The 16,214-nt window shown below is 57.4% G+C and carries 17 protein-coding genes; 11 read left to right on the top strand and 6 right to left on the bottom strand.

Annotation, left to right across the window (positions count from 1 at the left end; translation table 11 throughout):
• Window positions 1-80: 80 nt before the first annotated feature.
• Entirely contained in the window at window positions 81-773 is a 693-nt protein-coding gene (locus ACQG11_RS05130; protein WP_426728220.1) for a response regulator, read from the bottom strand.
• Window positions 763-2,400 (bottom strand): ATP-binding protein, encoded by a 1,638-nt coding sequence (locus tag ACQG11_RS05125; protein ID WP_022649372.1) that lies wholly within the window; start codon window positions 2,398-2,400, stop codon window positions 763-765. The genes ACQG11_RS05130 and ACQG11_RS05125 overlap by 11 nt, the downstream gene beginning before the upstream one ends.
• Before the next feature lie 345 nt (window positions 2,401-2,745).
• On the opposite strand from ACQG11_RS05125, the gene ACQG11_RS05120 reads away from it, so the two are divergent.
• From ACQG11_RS05120 to citG, 8 genes are read left to right on the top strand one after another with little or no spacing between them, the layout of a single operon-like run.
• A complete protein-coding gene (locus tag ACQG11_RS05120) occupies window positions 2,746-4,107 on the top strand; it encodes a 2-hydroxycarboxylate transporter family protein (RefSeq protein ID WP_022649371.1) in 1,362 nt (453 codons plus the stop codon).
• Window positions 4,108-4,124: 17 nt separating this feature from the next.
• Window positions 4,125-4,988, top strand: a complete 864-nt coding sequence (locus ACQG11_RS05115; RefSeq protein ID WP_015571851.1) for a fumarylacetoacetate hydrolase family protein — start codon at window positions 4,125-4,127, stop codon at window positions 4,986-4,988.
• 13 nt (window positions 4,989-5,001) lie between these two features.
• Window positions 5,002-6,024, top strand: a complete 1,023-nt coding sequence (gene citC / locus ACQG11_RS05110) for a [citrate (pro-3S)-lyase] ligase (RefSeq protein ID WP_022649369.1) — start codon at window positions 5,002-5,004, stop codon at window positions 6,022-6,024.
• Between the two features lie 16 nt (window positions 6,025-6,040).
• The gene (gene citD / locus ACQG11_RS05105) at window positions 6,041-6,334 is read left to right on the top strand and encodes a citrate lyase acyl carrier protein (RefSeq protein WP_017382935.1); all 294 of its coding nucleotides are present in this window, start codon (window positions 6,041-6,043) and stop codon (window positions 6,332-6,334) included.
• Window positions 6,331-7,206, top strand: coding sequence for a citrate (pro-3S)-lyase subunit beta (gene citE, locus ACQG11_RS05100; protein WP_023306921.1), 876 nt, complete (start codon window positions 6,331-6,333; stop codon window positions 7,204-7,206). The genes citD and citE overlap by 4 nt, the downstream gene beginning before the upstream one ends.
• Before the next feature lie 10 nt (window positions 7,207-7,216).
• Window positions 7,217-8,734, top strand: a complete 1,518-nt coding sequence (citF, locus tag ACQG11_RS05095; RefSeq protein WP_045308348.1) for a citrate lyase subunit alpha — start codon at window positions 7,217-7,219, stop codon at window positions 8,732-8,734.
• A 2-nt stretch (window positions 8,735-8,736) separates the two neighbouring features.
• A complete protein-coding gene (citX, locus tag ACQG11_RS05090) occupies window positions 8,737-9,276 on the top strand; it encodes a citrate lyase holo-[acyl-carrier protein] synthase (RefSeq protein WP_426728219.1) in 540 nt (179 codons plus the stop codon).
• Window positions 9,254-10,057: a triphosphoribosyl-dephospho-CoA synthase CitG gene (citG, locus tag ACQG11_RS05085; protein ID WP_395036785.1), complete on the top strand. Its 804-nt coding sequence runs from the start codon at window positions 9,254-9,256 to the stop codon at window positions 10,055-10,057. The genes citX and citG overlap by 23 nt, the downstream gene beginning before the upstream one ends.
• A gap of 81 nt (window positions 10,058-10,138) precedes the next feature.
• Here the strand turns inward: citG and ACQG11_RS05080 are convergent, their stop codons facing one another.
• The 4 genes from ACQG11_RS05080 to mutY form a co-directional block, all read right to left on the bottom strand.
• Window positions 10,139-11,395, bottom strand: coding sequence for a nucleoside permease (locus ACQG11_RS05080; protein ID WP_022649364.1), 1,257 nt, complete (start codon window positions 11,393-11,395; stop codon window positions 10,139-10,141).
• Window positions 11,396-11,654: 259 nt separating this feature from the next.
• Window positions 11,655-12,731 (bottom strand): membrane-bound lytic murein transglycosylase MltC, encoded by a 1,077-nt coding sequence (mltC, locus tag ACQG11_RS05075; RefSeq protein ID WP_032621902.1) that lies wholly within the window; start codon window positions 12,729-12,731, stop codon window positions 11,655-11,657.
• A 124-nt stretch (window positions 12,732-12,855) separates the two neighbouring features.
• Window positions 12,856-13,128 carry an oxidative damage protection protein gene (locus ACQG11_RS05070; protein WP_003862425.1) on the bottom strand — a complete coding sequence of 91 codons (273 nt, stop codon included), beginning with the start codon at window positions 13,126-13,128 and terminating at the stop codon, window positions 12,856-12,858.
• A gap of 26 nt (window positions 13,129-13,154) precedes the next feature.
• The gene (gene mutY / locus ACQG11_RS05065) at window positions 13,155-14,207 is read right to left on the bottom strand and encodes an A/G-specific adenine glycosylase (RefSeq protein ID WP_426728218.1); all 1,053 of its coding nucleotides are present in this window, start codon (window positions 14,205-14,207) and stop codon (window positions 13,155-13,157) included.
• A 144-nt stretch (window positions 14,208-14,351) separates the two neighbouring features.
• On the opposite strand from mutY, the gene trmB reads away from it, so the two are divergent.
• The 3 genes from trmB to ACQG11_RS05050 are packed head-to-tail and all read left to right on the top strand — an operon-like array spanning window position 14,352 to window position 16,171.
• The gene (gene trmB / locus ACQG11_RS05060) at window positions 14,352-15,071 is read left to right on the top strand and encodes a tRNA (guanosine(46)-N7)-methyltransferase TrmB (RefSeq protein ID WP_426728217.1); all 720 of its coding nucleotides are present in this window, start codon (window positions 14,352-14,354) and stop codon (window positions 15,069-15,071) included.
• Complete coding sequence (locus tag ACQG11_RS05055; RefSeq protein WP_003862421.1) at window positions 15,071-15,397, top strand: YggL family protein; 327 nt, start codon at window positions 15,071-15,073, stop codon at window positions 15,395-15,397. Before trmB ends, ACQG11_RS05055 begins: the two co-directional genes overlap by 1 nt.
• 57 nt (window positions 15,398-15,454) lie before the next feature.
• Entirely contained in the window at window positions 15,455-16,171 is a 717-nt protein-coding gene (locus ACQG11_RS05050) for a DUF2884 domain-containing protein (protein WP_426728216.1), read from the top strand.
• Window positions 16,172-16,214: the final 43 nt, after the last annotated feature.

The raw sequence follows: 16,214 nt of genomic DNA, 5'->3' as shown, positions 1-16,214 counted from the left end.
CTCCCCAAAGGGGAGAGGGGATTGCACGGAGCCGTCTTTTCACCCTCGCCCCTTTGGGGAGAGGGCCGGGGTGAGGGGAGTTAAGTCGCACTACGCCGGTACATCCTTCTCGGATGCCCAATCTTCCCGTACAGCATCTCCACCGTCAGAAAACCCACCTCCACGCAGTGTTCCAGATAGCGCCGGGTGGTGGTTTTACTCAGTCCCGTCTCGCTCACCACCTCATCCACCGTAAAGCAGTGCGCCGCCTTGTTGTTAAACAGCGTTTGCACCCGCGCCAGCGTGTTCTCCTCTATCCCTTTGCTGCCGTTGTCCAGTCGATAATTTTTCGCCTGTAGCTGATAGAGTGAATCCACGTTCTGCTGGTCGACAATCTTCCAGACGCGCTGCTGTTCGGCAAACTGCACAAAACGTTCCAGCGACTGGCTCAGGCGCTTCCAGGAAACCGGCTTGAGGATGTAGTCGAACGCGCCGTTACGAATGGCCTGGCTACAGGTGTCCATATCGCTGGCGGCGGTGATGAAAATCACCGAGCAGTTGGCGCGGGTGAGCATCGGGTTGCTGATAAGGGTGATGCCTTTGCCGTCCGGCAGATAGTTATCCAGCAGCATCAGCTTCGGCTGTTTGCTCTCCAGTTGTACCTGCGCGTCGGCCAGTGACGCGGCAATCCCCACCAGCCTCAGGCGCGGATGTTTACCGATAAGCTCCGCGTGCAGTTGCGCCAGTTCGTTCTCGTCTTCAACAATCAGTACGTCGATAAGATCATGTTGCATAGTCGGTATCTTCCAGTTCCTGTACGGGGTGCCGGACCGTTCCCGTGGCGGGAATAAACAGTGAGAAAATGGCACCGCGTGGGGTGTTATCGGCAACTTCAATTGCACCGCCAGCCTGCGTGACGTAGCTTTCAATCAGATACAGGCCAATACCGTGATCGCCGCGCGTTTTGGTAGTGATGCCGCGCTCAAAGATCCGGTCGCGGATCTCCGGTGTGATGCCGACGCCCTGGTCGGCGACTTCAATAATCAGTTCCTGCTCGTTCAACTTTATTAGCACGTCTACCGGGGCATGCGGGAGCGGGGCGCGCTGGGTCGCTTCGATGGCGTTATCCAGCAAGTTCCCGATGATCGAGACTAGTTCCGATTCGAGCAGCGGCAGGAAGGGTTTGTCCACCCGGCAGGCTGGATCGAAGCTCAGCTCAACGCCTTTTTCACGCGCGCGGGCGGCCTTTCCAAGCAGCAAACCGCACAGCGTCGGGGAGCTAAAGCGGGACGAGATAAAGTCCAGCAGCTCCTGAGCGTGTTCCGACTGCGCCTGTATATAGCGAATTGCCTCGTCATAACGGCCCATATGCAGCAGGCCGGACAGCGTGGTCATGCGGTTCAGCTGTTCATGGCGCATAATGCGCAGGTTATCAACATAGCGCTTCACCTGGCTGAGCTGGGCGCTGAGCGAGTCGATCTCGTTGCGATCGCGAAAGGTGATCACCCAGCCCTGCAACGCATCTTCCAGCATGATCCGCACCCGGCTGGCAATGACCGTGAGATCGTTAAAGCGACAGATCTCATCGTGGGTGTCTTTCGCAAGCATGGTTTGCGCGTTAAAGAACGGGACGGGCGCGATCACCTGGCTGATGAGTTGACCCCGCAGTTCGCGGGCGGGCTGGCGTAAGCCTAATAATTTACGCGCCGCCTGGTTAATCACCTCAATGCGGAGATCGTCGTCGATGGCAATCACCCCTTCATAAATGGATTCCATCATCGCCTTTTGCTGACGCACCAGCAGGCCGATTTCGCGCGGCTCCAGAGAGAATATCTGCTTCTTGATGCTGCGGGTGAAGAACCAGGAGAAAATAAACAGGGCGATAAGCAGCAGCACGGCGGCAATCAGGATATTAACCACCTTGCTGACGGTGATGGTGTCCAGATAGCTTGTGAGATAGCCTACCGAAACAATCCCCACCACCTGCCCGGCATCATTAAAAATGGGCGCTTTGCTGCGCAGCGAAATGCCTAACCCGCCCTTGCGGATGGTGATGGTGCTTTTGCCGTGTAATACCTCGTCGTTGTCTCCGCCAACCAGCGTTTTGCCTACCCGGTCGGCAAACACGGAATGGAAAAGATGCAGCCCTTTATTGTCACCAATCACAATAAAACTGGCGTCGCTGCGGGCGGCTATTTTCTGCATAAAGTCATGGATGCCCTGGATATCCTTTTGTTCGACTTCTTTTCGCAAAGAAGGAATAAGCGCAATTTCTTCGGCCTGTATTTTTGCGCGCGCGCTCATTTCCTGATAAAGCTGCCTGCCGACATCGACATAATAATATCCGCCCAGTAATGCGAACAGCACTGAGAAAAAGGCGACCAGCGAAATAAACAGCTTGATCTGAAACGATACTTTCATAACTATCACGCGAGATATCAACAGGTCGGCTGAATATATCATCTTTTAAGGCCAGGATGCCCGCTTTGCCGAAAACTTGTGATCCCTTGCACAGCGCAGCCTGTAAAAGATTTTTCCGAAAGTCTTATCCTCTTAAGGCTAAATGAATAAATGTTATTTCTTTGTTCAGTTAAGAAAAGAAACCATAAAAACCACGGTAATAAATAAGGCATAAATCACATTAAATAAAAGAAACCATTAAAACCATAGCGGCCATTAAAACTTCGCTTTTAATATGCCATTCCTCACATAAAGTAAGCCTTTGTGACTCTAAGCTGGACGCACAAAATAACTAAGGGGCTTATTATGAGCACAACTGACGATTCATTCTCTGTTACCCACGACCCGATTGATATTCAGCGGCCATCGCTCAAAGAGCGCTGGTGGCATATTATGGATACCTGGAAAATCGGCATTATTCCTCTGCCACTGTTCGTTCTGGCGGGCGCGCTGATTGCGATAGATTGCCTGGGCGGAAAACTGCCGAGCGACATCGTAGTCATGGTGGCCACGCTGGCCTTCTTCGGCTTTGCCTGCGGTGAGTTCGGCAAACGCCTGCCGATTGTCGGCAAACTCGGCGCGGCGGCAATTTGCGCCACCTTTATCCCTTCCGCGTTGGTCTATTACGGCCTGCTGCCGGACGTGGTGGTCGAGTCCACGACCAAATTCTATAAATCCACCAATATTCTCTACCTCTATATCTGCTGCATTATTGTCGGCAGCATCATGAGCATGAACCGCACCGTGCTGATCCAGGGCTTCCTGCGCATCTTCTTCCCGATGCTGTGCGGTGAAATCGTCGGCATGATTGTCGGCATGGGCGTTGGGCTGGCGCTGGGCCTCGAGCCGTTCCAGATCTTCTTCTTTATCATTCTGCCGATCATGGCGGGCGGCGTCGGGGAAGGGGCGATCCCGCTCTCTATCGGCTATGCCACCCTGCTGCACATGGATCAGGGCGTGGCGCTCGGCCGCGTGCTGCCGATGGTAATGCTCGGCGGCCTGACGGCGATCATCATCTCCGGTTGCCTCAACCAGCTCGGGAAACGCTACCCGCACCTGACCGGTGAAGGCCAGCTGATGCCTAACCGCGCCAACGCCGATGCCACCGTCTCTCAACCCGCGTTCTCCGGCAAAGCGGATGTGACCACCATCGCCTCCGGCGCGCTGCTGGCGGTGCTGCTGTACATGCTAGGCATGCTCGGTCACAAGCTGATTGGTCTGCCAGCGCCGGTCGGTATGCTGTTTATGGCGGTGCTGGTGAAGCTCTGCAATGGCGCCTCTCCGCGTCTGCTGGAGGGTTCTCAGGTGGTGTACAAATTCTTCCAGACCTCCGTGACCTACCCGATTCTCTTCGCCGTTGGCGTGGCGATTACCCCATGGCATGAACTGGTGGCGGCGTTCACCGTCAGCAACCTGCTGGTGATTATCAGCACCGTTTCCGCGCTGGTGGCAACCGGATTCTTCGTTGGCAAAAAGATTGGTATGCACCCGATTGATGTCGCCATCGTCTCCTGCTGTCAGAGCGGGCAGGGCGGTACTGGTGACGTGGCGATCCTGACCGCAGGCAACCGCATGAGCCTGATGCCATTCGCCCAGATTGCTACCCGTATCGGCGGGGCGATTAACGTCTCTGTCTCACTGCTGATTCTGGGCAACTTCCTCGTTTAAGTTTTCAGGAAAGAACAATGAAACTCGCAAGCTTTTTATACCAGGGTAAACGCAGCTACGGCATCGTTCAGGCCGAGGGCGTGATTGATTTAGGCCGCCGCCTGGGCGACCGCTATGGCGACCTTAAAGCGCTGTTGCAGGGGAACGGGCTGGCGCAGGCCACCCGTTTTCTGAACGACGCGGTGGATGTACCGCTGAACGCCATCACCTTCTTACCGGTGATTGTCCAGCCGGAAAAAATTCTCTGCGTGGGCATGAACTATGCCGACAAGCGCAAGGAGTTTGACCAGCACAACCCGGCCCCGACGCTGTTTGTCCGCTTCCCGGATTCACAGACCGGCCACAACGAACCGGTGCTGAAGCCGCGCCACTCCAGCGAATTCGACTACGAAGGCGAGCTGGCGGTGATCATCGGCAAAGGCGGGGAGAACATCAGCCGCGACGACGCCCTGCGCCACGTGGCGGGCTACAGCTGCTACATGGACGGCTCCGCCCGCGACTGGCAGCACACCTGGTTCACCGCCGGGAAAAACTGGCGGCAGACCGGGGCGTTCGGCCCGTGGATGGCGACGGCGGATGAGATCCCGGACCCGCACAGCCTGGCGATCCGCACCTGGCTGAACGGCCGCATGGTGCAGGAGGACAACACCAGCAGCATGATCCACAAGGTGGCGGAGCTGATCGAATACATCAGCACCTTCACCCGTCTCAGCCCGGGCGACGTGATCATCACCGGCTCGCCTGGCGGGGTGGGTAAAAAGCGCAACCCGCCACTGTTTATGAAGGAGGGGGATCGCATTGAGGTAGAGATCGAGCATATCGGTCATCTGAGCAACGTGATCGTGGAAGCGCCAGCCGTCGGGCTCGCGGCAGCGCACTGAGTAAGGCGGCAGCATGCAATCGCAACCCATTGATTTTCGCCACACCGTTGTGGCGAAACACCCGGAACGCTTAAGCCAGATCCGCTACCTGCTGGCAGACAGCGGCCTTGGCCTGGACAACGACATCACGCTGTTTGTTGAAGCCTGGTCCGGCGCGCAGCTGGTGGGTTGCGCCGGGCTTGCTGCCAACGTCATCAAGTGCGTGGCGGTCAACGAGCAGCTTCGTGGGGAAAACCTCAGCGCGCGTCTGCTGGCAGAGGTGGAAAATGCGGCGCTGGAGCGCGGCCATTTTCACCTCTTCCTCTGCACCCGTCCGTGTAATAAGGAGCGCTTTGGCCGCAGCGGTTTCTGGCCGGTTGCCCAGAGCGGGAACAACGCGGTGCTAATGGAGAACACTCCGCAAGGGATCGTGCGCTACTGCCGATCCCTGCGCGCTAGCCGCAAGTGTGGGGAGAAGATTGGTGCCATCGTGATGAACGCCAACCCGTTCACCCTCGGTCACCGTCATCTGGTGGAGCAGGCGGCGGCGCAGTGCGATGCTCTGCATCTGTTCGTGGTGCGTGAAGACGCCTCGTTCTTCCCGTTCAGCGCGCGCCTTGAGATGGTGCGCGCGGGCGTGGCGCATCTGCCGAACGTGGTGGTGCATGAAGGCTCGCAGTACATCATCTCCCGCGCCACGTTTCCGGCCTACTTCCTGAAGGAGACCGGCAAAGTGCAGCAGGCGTGGAGCGAGATCGACGTGCTGATCTTCCGGGACTTTATCGCCCCGGCGCTGGGCATCACGCACCGTTTTATTGGTTCGGAACCGTTCTGCGATATCACCCGCCAGTACAACCAGACGCTGCACGATCTGCTGGCCTCGCACATCGACGTGGTGGAAATGCCGCGCATCAAAGCCACCGGCAACGCCATTTCGGCCTCGGAAGTGCGCCGTTTACTCAAGACACAGCAGTTTTCCCGGATCCGGGAGATTGTCCCGGACTCCACCTTCGCGCACCTCGAAGCACATTATCGTGCGAGTGCGGAAGTCGCATAACTATCAGGAATTTATCATGAATATTGTAAGGGAGGCGCTGGCCGGAACGCAGGAGTCCAGCGACCTGATGGTGAAAATCGCCCCCGCTCACGGTGAGCTGGAGATTGTCATCCACAGTGAAGTGATTAAGCAGTTTGGCGAGCAAATACGCCAGGTGGTCAACGACACATTGCGCGCCATGAACGTGCACCAGGGATTAATCATTATTGAAGACAAAGGGGCGCTGGACTGTGTGATCCGCGCCCGCCTGCAAAGCGCGCTTCTGCGTGCAGCCGATGAACAGGCCATCAACTGGGGGGCGCTGAAATGAGCAAACTCCGCCGCAGTATGCTGTTCCTGCCGGGCGCCAATGCCGCCATGCTCTCCACCGCCTTTATCTACCGCCCCGACTCCATCATGTTTGACCTTGAGGACGCCGTGGCCCTGCGCGAGAAAGACACCGCACGCATGCTGGTGTTCCACGCGTTGCAGCACCCGATGTATCAGGATATCGAAACCGTGGTGCGTATTAACCCGCTGAGCACGCCGTTTGGCCTGCTGGATCTGGAGGCCGCCGTGCGCGCGGGCGTAGACGTGATTCGCCTGCCGAAAACCGACACCCCGGACGATATCTACGAGCTGGAAGGCCACCTGGAGCGCATTGAGCAAGAGTGCGGGCGTGAAGTAGGTTCCACCCGCGTGATGGCGGCGATTGAATCGGCCATTGGCGTCATCAACGCCGTGGCGATTGCCCGCAGCTCCCCGCGCCTTATCGGCATCGCGCTGGCCGCCTTTGACTACGTAATGGACATGCAGACCGAGCGCGGCGACGGCACCGAGCTGTTCTACGCCCGCTGCGCCGTGCTGCACGCCGCCCGCGCTGCGGGCATCGACGCTTTCGACGTGGTGTGGTCAGACGTTAACGACGAAGCCGGGTTCCTGCGCGAGGTCGATCTGATCCGCAAGATGGGCTTTAACGGCAAATCGCTGATTAACCCGCGCCAGATTGACCTGCTGCACAACGCCTACGCCCCGACTCAGGAAGAGGTGGATCACGCGAAACGGGTGATTGAAGCGGCAGAAGAGGGCGAGCGTAACGGCCTGGGCGTGGTGTCGCTCAACGGCAAAATGGTGGATGCACCGATTATTAACCACGCGCAGGTGGTGCTGGAGCGCGCGGCGGCCTCCGGCGTGCGTCGGTAAGGATGACATAATGAATCAGACAGAACTTCTCCATGTGAATTTCCCCCATCTGCGGGATCTGAAGCCTTTTGATACCGCCCACAGCGCGACGCCGTGGCTGGCGGACAGCGAGGCGAAACACAACCGTAAGCTTTGCGCCTCCCTCGAAGAAGCCGTCATGCGCAGCGGCTTGCAGGACGGGATGACCATCTCTTTCCACCATGCCTTTCGCGAAGGCGACCGGGTGATCAACACCGTTGTGGCGCTGCTGGCGCGGATGGGTTTTAAAAATTTGACCCTGGCCTCCAGCTCGCTGATGACCTGCAACGACGCGCTGATCGAGCATATTCAAAGCGGCGTGATCGCCCGAATTTACACCTCCGGTATGCGCGGCAGGCTGGCGGAGGCCATCTCCCACGGGCTGATGGACGAGCCGGTACAAATTCACTCCCACGGCGGGCGCGTGAAGCTGCTCCAGGATGGCGAGCTGAATATCGACGTGGCATTTCTCGGCGTGCCGTGCAGCGATGAGTTTGGCAACGCCAACGGCACGCAGGGCAAATCGTGCTGCGGTTCGCTGGGCTACGCCATGGTGGACGCACACTTTGCCCGTAAGGTGGTGCTGCTGACCGAAGAGCTGGTGCCGTTCCCGAATATGCCCGCCAGCCTGGTGCAGGATCAGGTGGACTACATCGTGCAGGTGGAGAGCGTGGGCGACCCGGCGAAAATCAGCGTCGGTGCGGCGCGCGTCACCAGCAACCCGCGCGAGCTGATGATTGCCCGCTATGCGGCGGACGTGATTGAACACTCTGGTTACTTTAAACCGGGCTTCTCGATGCAGACCGGCTCCGGCGCGGCGGCGACCGCCTGCACCCGCTTTATGGAAGAGAAGATGGAGCGCAGCGGCGTGAAGGCGCGCTTCGCCCTTGGCGGTATCACCGGCAGCCTGGTGGATTTGCACGAGAAGGGGCTCATCGAAAAGCTGCTCGACACCCAGTGCTTTGACGGCCAGGCGGCGGCCTCGCTGGCGCGCAACCCGAACCACGTGGAGATCTCCACCAACGTCTACGCCAACCCCGGCAGCAAGGCGGCAAGCTGCGACCAGCTCGACGTGGTGATCCTCAGCGCGCTGGAAATCGACGTCGATTTTAACGTCAACGTCATCACCGGATCCGACGGCGTGATGCGCGGCGCATCCGGCGGGCACTGCGACGTGGCGTCGGCAGCCAACCTGACCATTGTGGTCGCGCCGCTGCTGCGAAGCCGCATCCCGACCGTCGTGAAGCGCGTTACCACGCGCCTCACGCCGGGGGAGAGCATTGACGTGCTGGTCACCGACCACGGTATTGCGGTCAACCCGGCGCGCCCGGAGATCCGCGAACGACTCATGGAAGCAGGCCTGAAGGTTGTAGATATCAACGCGCTCTATGAGCGGGCGATTTCCCTGACCGGCGTACCGAAACCGATTGAGTTCACCGACAAAATTGTCGGGGTGATCCGCTACCGCGACGGCAGCGTGATCGACACCGTTCGACAGGTAAAGGAGTGAATATGACTATTGCGACACCCGTGCGGACGGGTGTCAGCCTGGACGCGCTGCTGGCGGCGAAAGAGCGCCGCGCAGCGCGCCAGGCTGACATGCTTGCGCACTATCAACAACCGGTGATCTCCCTAACGCTGGTCACGCCCGGGCAAATCAAAGACAGCCTGCGCTATCGCAACACCATGGGCGTGGCGTTACAGATGTGCGACCAGCTGCTGTGGGAAAACCGCTGGCAGGTGCTGGACCGCCAGGTGCTCTGGCTACCCACCGGACCTGAAGCGCTGTGGTGCGTCGCGCATCCGGCGGCGGAAATTAAAGCGCACTGTGCTGAACTGGAGCAGACGCACCCGCTCGGCAGACTGTGGGATCTGGATGTGATCTGCCCTGAAAACGGCCACGTTGGCCGTCAGTCGTTGGGTTCACACCTCAGGCGCTGTCTGATTTGCGACGAGCCTGCCCACGCCTGTTCCCGTTCTCGGCACCATCCCGTTGAGCAGGTGGTTTCCCGCGTGGAGAAGATGATAGATGACTGGTTTGCTCGCGACTAAACCGCGCCCGGTTGATGTCCCTGCGCTTGCCGCAGAGGCGCTGTGGCAGGAGCTGGAGCTGACGCCCAAACCGGGGCTGGTGGACAGGCTCAATAACGGCTCCCATCGCGATATGGACCATACCTTATTCCTCCGCAGCATTGCGGCGATTACGCCGTGGTTTGCCCGTTTTGCGGAACTGGGTGAAGCACATGCGGAAAAACCTGCTGGAGAGCAGCTACGGATTATCCGCCCGATGGGAATGGCCTGTGAGCAGGCGATGTACGCCGCCACGGGCGGGGTGAACACGCACAAGGGCGGGATTTTTGCCCTTGGTTTGCTCTGCTTCGCCGCCGGACGTGTGAAAAATATCTCTGCGGATAGCCTCTGTTGTGAGGTAAGTAACATCTGTCGTGGGCTCGTGGCGCGGGAACTGGGCGGGCGCTGCGGGCAGGCAACGGCGGGAGAGCGACAGTTTCAACAGTACGGTTTAACCGGCGCGCGCGGTGAGGCAGAAAGCGGCTTCAGCACGGTGCGTAAGGCGTTGGCTCAGTGGAAGGGAAACACCCTTCATGACCTGTTATTGCGCCTGATGGCCATCAACCAGGACAGTAATCTCGTTTCGCGCGGCGGCACTGAAGGGCTGCGCTACGTCCAGGGTTATGCGCAGGAGCTGCTGGCGAACGGCTGGGATCAGGATGCGTTACTTAGGATGGATAACGCGTTGATTGAACGAAACCTGAGTCCGGGCGGCAGCGCGGATTTGCTGTCGGTGGGGTGGGTGCTGTCTGGAATAAAATAGCCGGGTGGCGCTAACGCTTACCCGGCCTACGGTTTGCGGTTTGTAGGCCCGGTAAGGCGAAGCCGCCACCGGGCACAACAATCAATGCGCGATCGGCTGCGCACCGTGTGGTTCGCGTACGTGCTTGTACTTGAACAGCACGATGAACGCGAAGAACAGCACCAATGAGTACCCGGCGAAGATCAGCCACACTGGCTGCCAGTTGGTGATGCCGTTGGTGGTATACATCTCAACCACTTTACCGCTCACCACGCCGCCCAGAATACAGCCGAAGCCGTTGGTCATCATCAGGAACATGCCCTGCGCGCTGGCGCGAATTTCAGGTTTCACCTCTTTTTCTACAAACACCGAGCCGGAGATATTGAAGAAGTCGAAGGCGCAGCCGTAAACAATCATCGACAGAACCAGCAGCACGGTACCGAACGCGCTTGGGTCGCCGTAGGCGAACAGACCGAAGCGCAACATCCAGGCAGCGATACTGATCAGCATGACGTTCTTGATGCCGTAGCGGCTCAGGAAGAACGGGATGGTCAGGATGAACAGCGTCTCAGAGATCTGCGAGATGGACATCATCACCGACGCGTGTTCAACGATAAAGCTCCCGGCAAACAGCGGATCGTTATCGAAGCTGTGCAGGAAGGTATTACCGAACATGTTGGTGATTTGCAGTTCCGCCCCCAGCAGCATGGAGAAAATAAAGAAGATCGCCATGCGCTTGTTTTTGAACAGGGCGAAGGCATCCAGGCCAAGCATGGTGCTCCAGCTCTGGTTTTTCTGCTGGTTAGAAACCGGAATGGTGGGCAGCGTCAGGGTGAACAGCGCCAGCAGCACGGAGAGCGCGGCACCAATATACAGCTGCATGTGGCTCAGCTCGAAGCCCGCGAAGCTCACGCCCCACATTGCCATGATAAAGCCGATGGTGCCCCAGATACGGATTGGCGGGAAGTCGGTGACGATATCCAGACCGGCAGATTTCAGGCGGTAGTAGGAGATGGTGTTGATCAGGCCAAGCGTTGGCATATACGCCAGCGAGTTAAGCAGGATCACCATAAACATCGCCCCCGGCGTGGTCACTTCGGCCGCCATAAACAGCGTCCCCGCACCCACCAGATGGCAAAGCATATACAGCCATTTCGCACTTAACCATTTATCTGCCACGATACCGAGCAGCGTTGGCATGAAAACAGCCGCAATACCCAGCGAGCTGTAGACGGCACCGATTGACGCACCATCGAACTTGAGCGTCACAAACATATAGGAGCCGAGTGTAGTCAGCCAGCTACCCCACAGGCAGAACTGCAGAAACGACAAGATTTTAAGCTGCAGCTTAAGGTTCATGTTACTTTCCTCACAAGTGAGCGGGAGATATGTTGTTATAGGAACATTCAGGGTTGTTATTTGATGCAATTCTATCAGTTGGCAACGATATGTTTTGTTACCTCCCGCAAAAAAATGCAATCCACATTAATTTGCAGTTTGGATTGTGATGCAAATAGCATTTTTGTATGGGTGGGGTGGAGTGAGTGCGGTCTGATGCCCCCTCACCCTAACCCTCTCCCCTTTGGGGAGAGGGTAGGGTGAGGGGTGGTGTTGGTTTCTAGCGACGACGATAGTTCTTCTGCGCCGTATTCACCTTATACAGATAGCGGCGGGATTCCGCAGACGGGTGGCGAGTGGTGAGGGTTGAGTAGACATCCCCCGGCGCCATGCTGTTGATGATGTTCGCGGCCTGAACTTTATCGTTCGAGAAGACGCGCAGGACGCTGCCCGCGCCGCCGTTGTAGGCGGTGATCACCGCATAGCGACGTGAAGTCGGGTTATCAATCCCGCCGAGATAAACATTGTTCAGCATCGCCAGATATGCGGTACCGGTATCAATGTTGCTTTGCGGGTCAAACAGGTAGCTGCGGCTCGGCGTACCGGATTTCCCCTGCGCGCGGAACACGTCTTTACCGGCGCTGTGCTGCACAACCTGCATCAGCCCCAGCGCGTCGGAACGGCTCACCGCATACGGGTTGAACGAGGATTCGGTCTGCATAATCGCCAGGATCAGCGACTCATCCACGCCATACTTACGCGACGCCTGACGCACCATGCCCAGATACTTATGCGCACGCTTGTCGAGGTGGTTCGGCACCAGGTTGATCGTAACGCTATAGATCACCTTCAGGCCATTGGTGCGGCTTTTCAGGCGCGTTTGCAGCAAATAGTCTGCGAAGTTCGTCGCGCGCCCTTCCCAGCGAATCGGCTGACCGGTCTGGTCAACGACCTGCCCATACAGGAATGGCTCTTTGGAGATAGTGATGTCATCGGCATCAGAGTAGAGATCGATAGATCCCGGATCGTCGCCCATCAGCAGGGTTTTGATGATGGCCTGACGTAAATGCGCCGCAGGTTCAGTCCCCGCGATGGTTTCAATCGTAATCGTACCGTCATCGAAGTTGATGTGGCTACGGGTCTGATAGGCGTCGGTATACTTAACGTAGTCCTTCGGTCCGGCAATAAGAACTTCGTTAAATCCCCATATGTTCTCGATGTTATGGGCAAACTGCCCCATCAAAATGTCAAAACCGTTGGTGTCCTTAACCCAGGCTTCGTTATAGCTATCGCCCTTTTTGGAAGAACAAGACACAAGCAACGGCGCAACAAGTGCTAGCGCTAATAGTTTTTTCATCATTCCGGGAGTGCGTGTTGTGTTTGCTTTGAGGTTGCTGTTGCCGGGTGGCGCTGCGCTTACCCGGCCTACATAACCGTAGGCCCGTGCAAGCGCAGCGCCGCCGGGCAGCAGCCGCAGAGTATTATTTTTCCGGTGGCGTATAGCCTTCGATGTGGACGTCTTTACCCTCGAACAGGAAGTTCACCATCTCCTGCTCCAGCAGCTTGCGGTGTTCCGGGTTCATCATGCTGAGCTTTTTCTCGTTGATCAGCATGGTCTGTTTTTTCTGCCACTGTCCCCAGGCTTCTTTGGAGATCTCGTTGTAAATGCGTTTACCCAGGTCGCCCGGGTAGAGCTGGAAATCCTGGCCTTCAGCGTCGCGCTGCAGGAAAGTACAAAAAATGGTTCTGGCCATACTCATTCCTCTTTGTCTTGCCGATGCTAAACCATTGCACCGACACGTAATTGCTGTAACAGGCGCTCCACGGGAGCCGCCAGCCCGACTGATGGCGGTTGCGCTAAGTTATACCAGAGAGCGGTGCCTTCATCCATGCAGGAGGTGAATGAGGACACGGGAAGCCACATAGGCACAATATCCAGATGGAAATGGCTGAAGGTATGACGGAACGCGTTGAGTTGCGTCAGGGTATCGGCCGCAATGCCGCGCTGTTCAAGCCATGCCCGAAGCGAAGCTTCATCCTCAAACTGTGGGAAGCAGTATAGACCACCCCACAGGCCACTCGGCGGGCGCTGGGCGAGAAACACCTCGTCGCCATGCTGCATCAGCAGCATGTACCCGGTGCGTTCAGGCAGCGTCTGCTTCGGTTTTTTCCCCGGATACTGCGCCCAGGAGTGGTTCGCATAGGCCACGCAGAGGTTATTTACCGGGCAGAGTTCGCACTTCGGTTTTGAACGGGTGCAGACCATCGCGCCCAGATCCATCATCGCCTGGTTAAAACGCTCCACCCCTTTCGCCGGAGTGACCGCTTCACTGATCTCCCACAGGCGCTTCTCAACCTCTTTCTTGCCCGGCCAGCCTTCTACGGCGTAGCAGCGTGCCAGCACGCGCTTGACGTTGCCGTCGAGAATAGGGAAATGCTTGCCTAAAGACAGGGAAAGGATTGCGCCTGCGGTTGAACGCCCGACGCCGGGCAAATCCGCCACCTCGTCAAAGGTTTCCGGGAATTTACCGTTGTGGCGGGTGGCGACCTGCTGTGCGGCTTTGTGCAGGTTACGCGCGCGGGCGTAATAGCCGAGGCCTGTCCACAGGTGCAGTACCTCGTCTAACGGCGCTTTGGCCAGATCGGTGATTGTCGGGAAGCGCGCCATAAAACGCTCGAAATAAGGTATGACCGTCGCGACCTGCGTTTGTTGCAACATCACCTCGGAGAGCCATACTTTGTAAGGCGTTTTTTCAATTTGCCAGGGCAGGGTTTTACGCCCGTATTTGTCGTACCAGTCCAGCACCTGGGCTGAAAATTGAGAGGCTTGCATGGTCATCGATTCGCTTAATCAGGGAGGCAGATTGCAGCACAGCGTCAATCTGCTGTAAACCGGATCTTTCCCATGCTTGCATAGAAGCCTTAACTTTGGATAATGCCCGTTTCCCGTACACTCTCACAAGCAGACAACTCTTTTATGAAAAACGACGTCATTTCACCGGAATTTGATGAAAACGGTCGCCCGCTGCGCCGTATTCGCAGCTTTGTCCGCCGTCAGGGCCGCCTGACAAAAGGGCAGCAACACGCGCTGGACAACTACTGGCCGGTGATGGGCGTTGAGTTCAGCGAGCAGCCGCTCGACTTTACCGAGCTGTTTGGCCGCGATGCGCCAGTGACGCTGGAGATCGGTTTTGGCATGGGCACCTCGCTGGTCACTATGGCGAAAGCGCGACCGGAGCAGAACTTCCTCGGTATTGAAGTGCACTCGCCAGGCGTCGGTGCGTGTCTGGCAACGGCCCATGAAGAGGGCGTTGAGAACCTGCGCATTATGTGTCACGACGCGGTGGAAGTGCTGCACAAAATGATTCCTGACAATTCTTTGAACATGGTTCAGCTCTTTTTCCCTGACCCGTGGCACAAAGCGCGTCATAATAAACGCCGTATCGTTCAGGCGCCGTTTGCCGAGCTGGTGAAAAGTAAGCTTAAGCTGGGCGGCGTCTTCCACATGGCGACCGACTGGGAACCTTATGCGGAACACATGCTGGAAGTGATGTCGTCGCTGGACGGGTATAAAAACCAGTCTGAAAGCAACGACTACGTACCGCGTCCGGATTCACGTCCGGTGACAAAATTTGAACAGCGTGGCCATCGTCTTGGTCACGGCGTATGGGACTTAATGTTCGAGAGGGTGAAATAATGGCAAAGAATCGTAGCCGTCGTCTGCGTAAAAAGATGCACATCGAAGAATTCCAGGAAGTGGGTTTCTCCGTTGCCTGGCGTTTCCCGGAAGGCACCAGCGTTGAGCAGATCGATCAGGACGTTGATGCGTTCATCAACGAGGTGATCGAACCCAACAAGCTGGCCTTCGACGGTAGCGGCTATCTGGCGTGGGAAGGTCTGATTTGCACCCAGGAAGTGGGGAAATGCACCGAAGAACATCAGGCGCTGGTACGCAAATGGCTTGAAGACCACAAACTGGAAGATGTCCGCGTCAGCGAACTTTTCGACGTTTGGTGGGACTAATAAAGCAAGAACGGGGCCAGCATTAGCTGGCCCATTTTGTCTGAGGGAGTGTTGAAGATGCGTAAAACGTTGCTGGCGGTTGCTTTACTGGCAATCGGAACCACCGCCCATGCGGAGTATAAATGTAGCGTCACCCCGCGTGACGACGTGGTATTAAGCCCGCAAACCGTGCAGGTTAAGGGCGAGAATGGCAATCTGGTGATCACGCCGGATGGCAACGTGACGTTTAACGGCAAACAGCAAAACCTGACGGCCGCCCAGCGCGAGCAGGCGATGGACTACCAGGCCGAGTTGCGTACCGCGCTGCCATGGATAAACGATGGCGCGCTGACCCGCGTTGAGAAGGGCCGCGTGGCGCTGGATAAAATCATCACCAAAGAGGTGGGGGAGAGCAGCAATATGCGCACCCGCCTGACGAAGCTGGATAAACAGCTGAAAGAACAGATGAACCGCATTATTGAGACGCGCTCTGATGGCCTGACGTTCCACTATAAGGCGATCGATCAGGTGCGAGACGACGGTCAGCAGCTGGTGAACCAGGCGATGGGCGGCATTCTCCAGGACAGCATCAACGAGATGGGCGCCAAAGCGGTGCTGAAAGGCGGCGGTAATCCGTTGCAGGGAGTACTGGGTAGCCTGGGCGGACTGCAAACCTCGATTCAGAACGAGTGGAAGAATCAGGAAGCCGATTTCCAGCAGTTCGGCAAAGACGTGTGTAAACGCGTGGTGTCCCTGGAAGACAGCCGGAAGGCGCTGGTGGGGACGCTGAAGTAACGCCTCTGCGCGTAGGGCCCCTCACCCCGGCCCTCTCCCCAGG

This window comes from Enterobacter cloacae complex sp. 372C4, assembly GCF_050030615.1.
GTDB lineage: Bacteria > Pseudomonadota > Gammaproteobacteria > Enterobacterales > Enterobacteriaceae > Enterobacter > Enterobacter intestinihominis.
This window is presented reverse-complemented; position numbering and strand designations above follow the sequence as displayed.

Coding starts and splice junctions, on each gene's coding strand:
- ACQG11_RS05120 (WP_022649371.1), top strand. CDS start 2,746: ATGAGCACAACTGACGATTCATTCTCTGTTACCCACGACCCGATTGAT.
- ACQG11_RS05050 (WP_426728216.1), top strand. CDS start 15,455: ATGCGTAAAACGTTGCTGGCGGTTGCTTTACTGGCAATCGGAACCACC.
- mltC (WP_032621902.1), bottom strand. CDS start 12,731: ATGAAAAAACTATTAGCGCTAGCACTTGTTGCGCCGTTGCTTGTGTCT.
- ACQG11_RS05130 (WP_426728220.1), bottom strand. CDS start 773: ATGCAACATGATCTTATCGACGTACTGATTGTTGAAGACGAGAACGAA.
- ACQG11_RS05125 (WP_022649372.1), bottom strand. CDS start 2,400: ATGAAAGTATCGTTTCAGATCAAGCTGTTTATTTCGCTGGTCGCCTTT.
- citX (WP_426728219.1), top strand. CDS start 8,737: ATGACTATTGCGACACCCGTGCGGACGGGTGTCAGCCTGGACGCGCTG.
- ACQG11_RS05115 (WP_015571851.1), top strand. CDS start 4,125: ATGAAACTCGCAAGCTTTTTATACCAGGGTAAACGCAGCTACGGCATC.
- ACQG11_RS05055 (WP_003862421.1), top strand. CDS start 15,071: ATGGCAAAGAATCGTAGCCGTCGTCTGCGTAAAAAGATGCACATCGAA.
- trmB (WP_426728217.1), top strand. CDS start 14,352: ATGAAAAACGACGTCATTTCACCGGAATTTGATGAAAACGGTCGCCCG.
- citD (WP_017382935.1), top strand. CDS start 6,041: ATGAATATTGTAAGGGAGGCGCTGGCCGGAACGCAGGAGTCCAGCGAC.
- ACQG11_RS05080 (WP_022649364.1), bottom strand. CDS start 11,395: ATGAACCTTAAGCTGCAGCTTAAAATCTTGTCGTTTCTGCAGTTCTGC.
- mutY (WP_426728218.1), bottom strand. CDS start 14,207: ATGCAAGCCTCTCAATTTTCAGCCCAGGTGCTGGACTGGTACGACAAA.
- citF (WP_045308348.1), top strand. CDS start 7,217: ATGAATCAGACAGAACTTCTCCATGTGAATTTCCCCCATCTGCGGGAT.
- citC (WP_022649369.1), top strand. CDS start 5,002: ATGCAATCGCAACCCATTGATTTTCGCCACACCGTTGTGGCGAAACAC.
- citE (WP_023306921.1), top strand. CDS start 6,331: ATGAGCAAACTCCGCCGCAGTATGCTGTTCCTGCCGGGCGCCAATGCC.
- citG (WP_395036785.1), top strand. CDS start 9,254: ATGACTGGTTTGCTCGCGACTAAACCGCGCCCGGTTGATGTCCCTGCG.
- ACQG11_RS05070 (WP_003862425.1), bottom strand. CDS start 13,128: ATGGCCAGAACCATTTTTTGTACTTTCCTGCAGCGCGACGCTGAAGGC.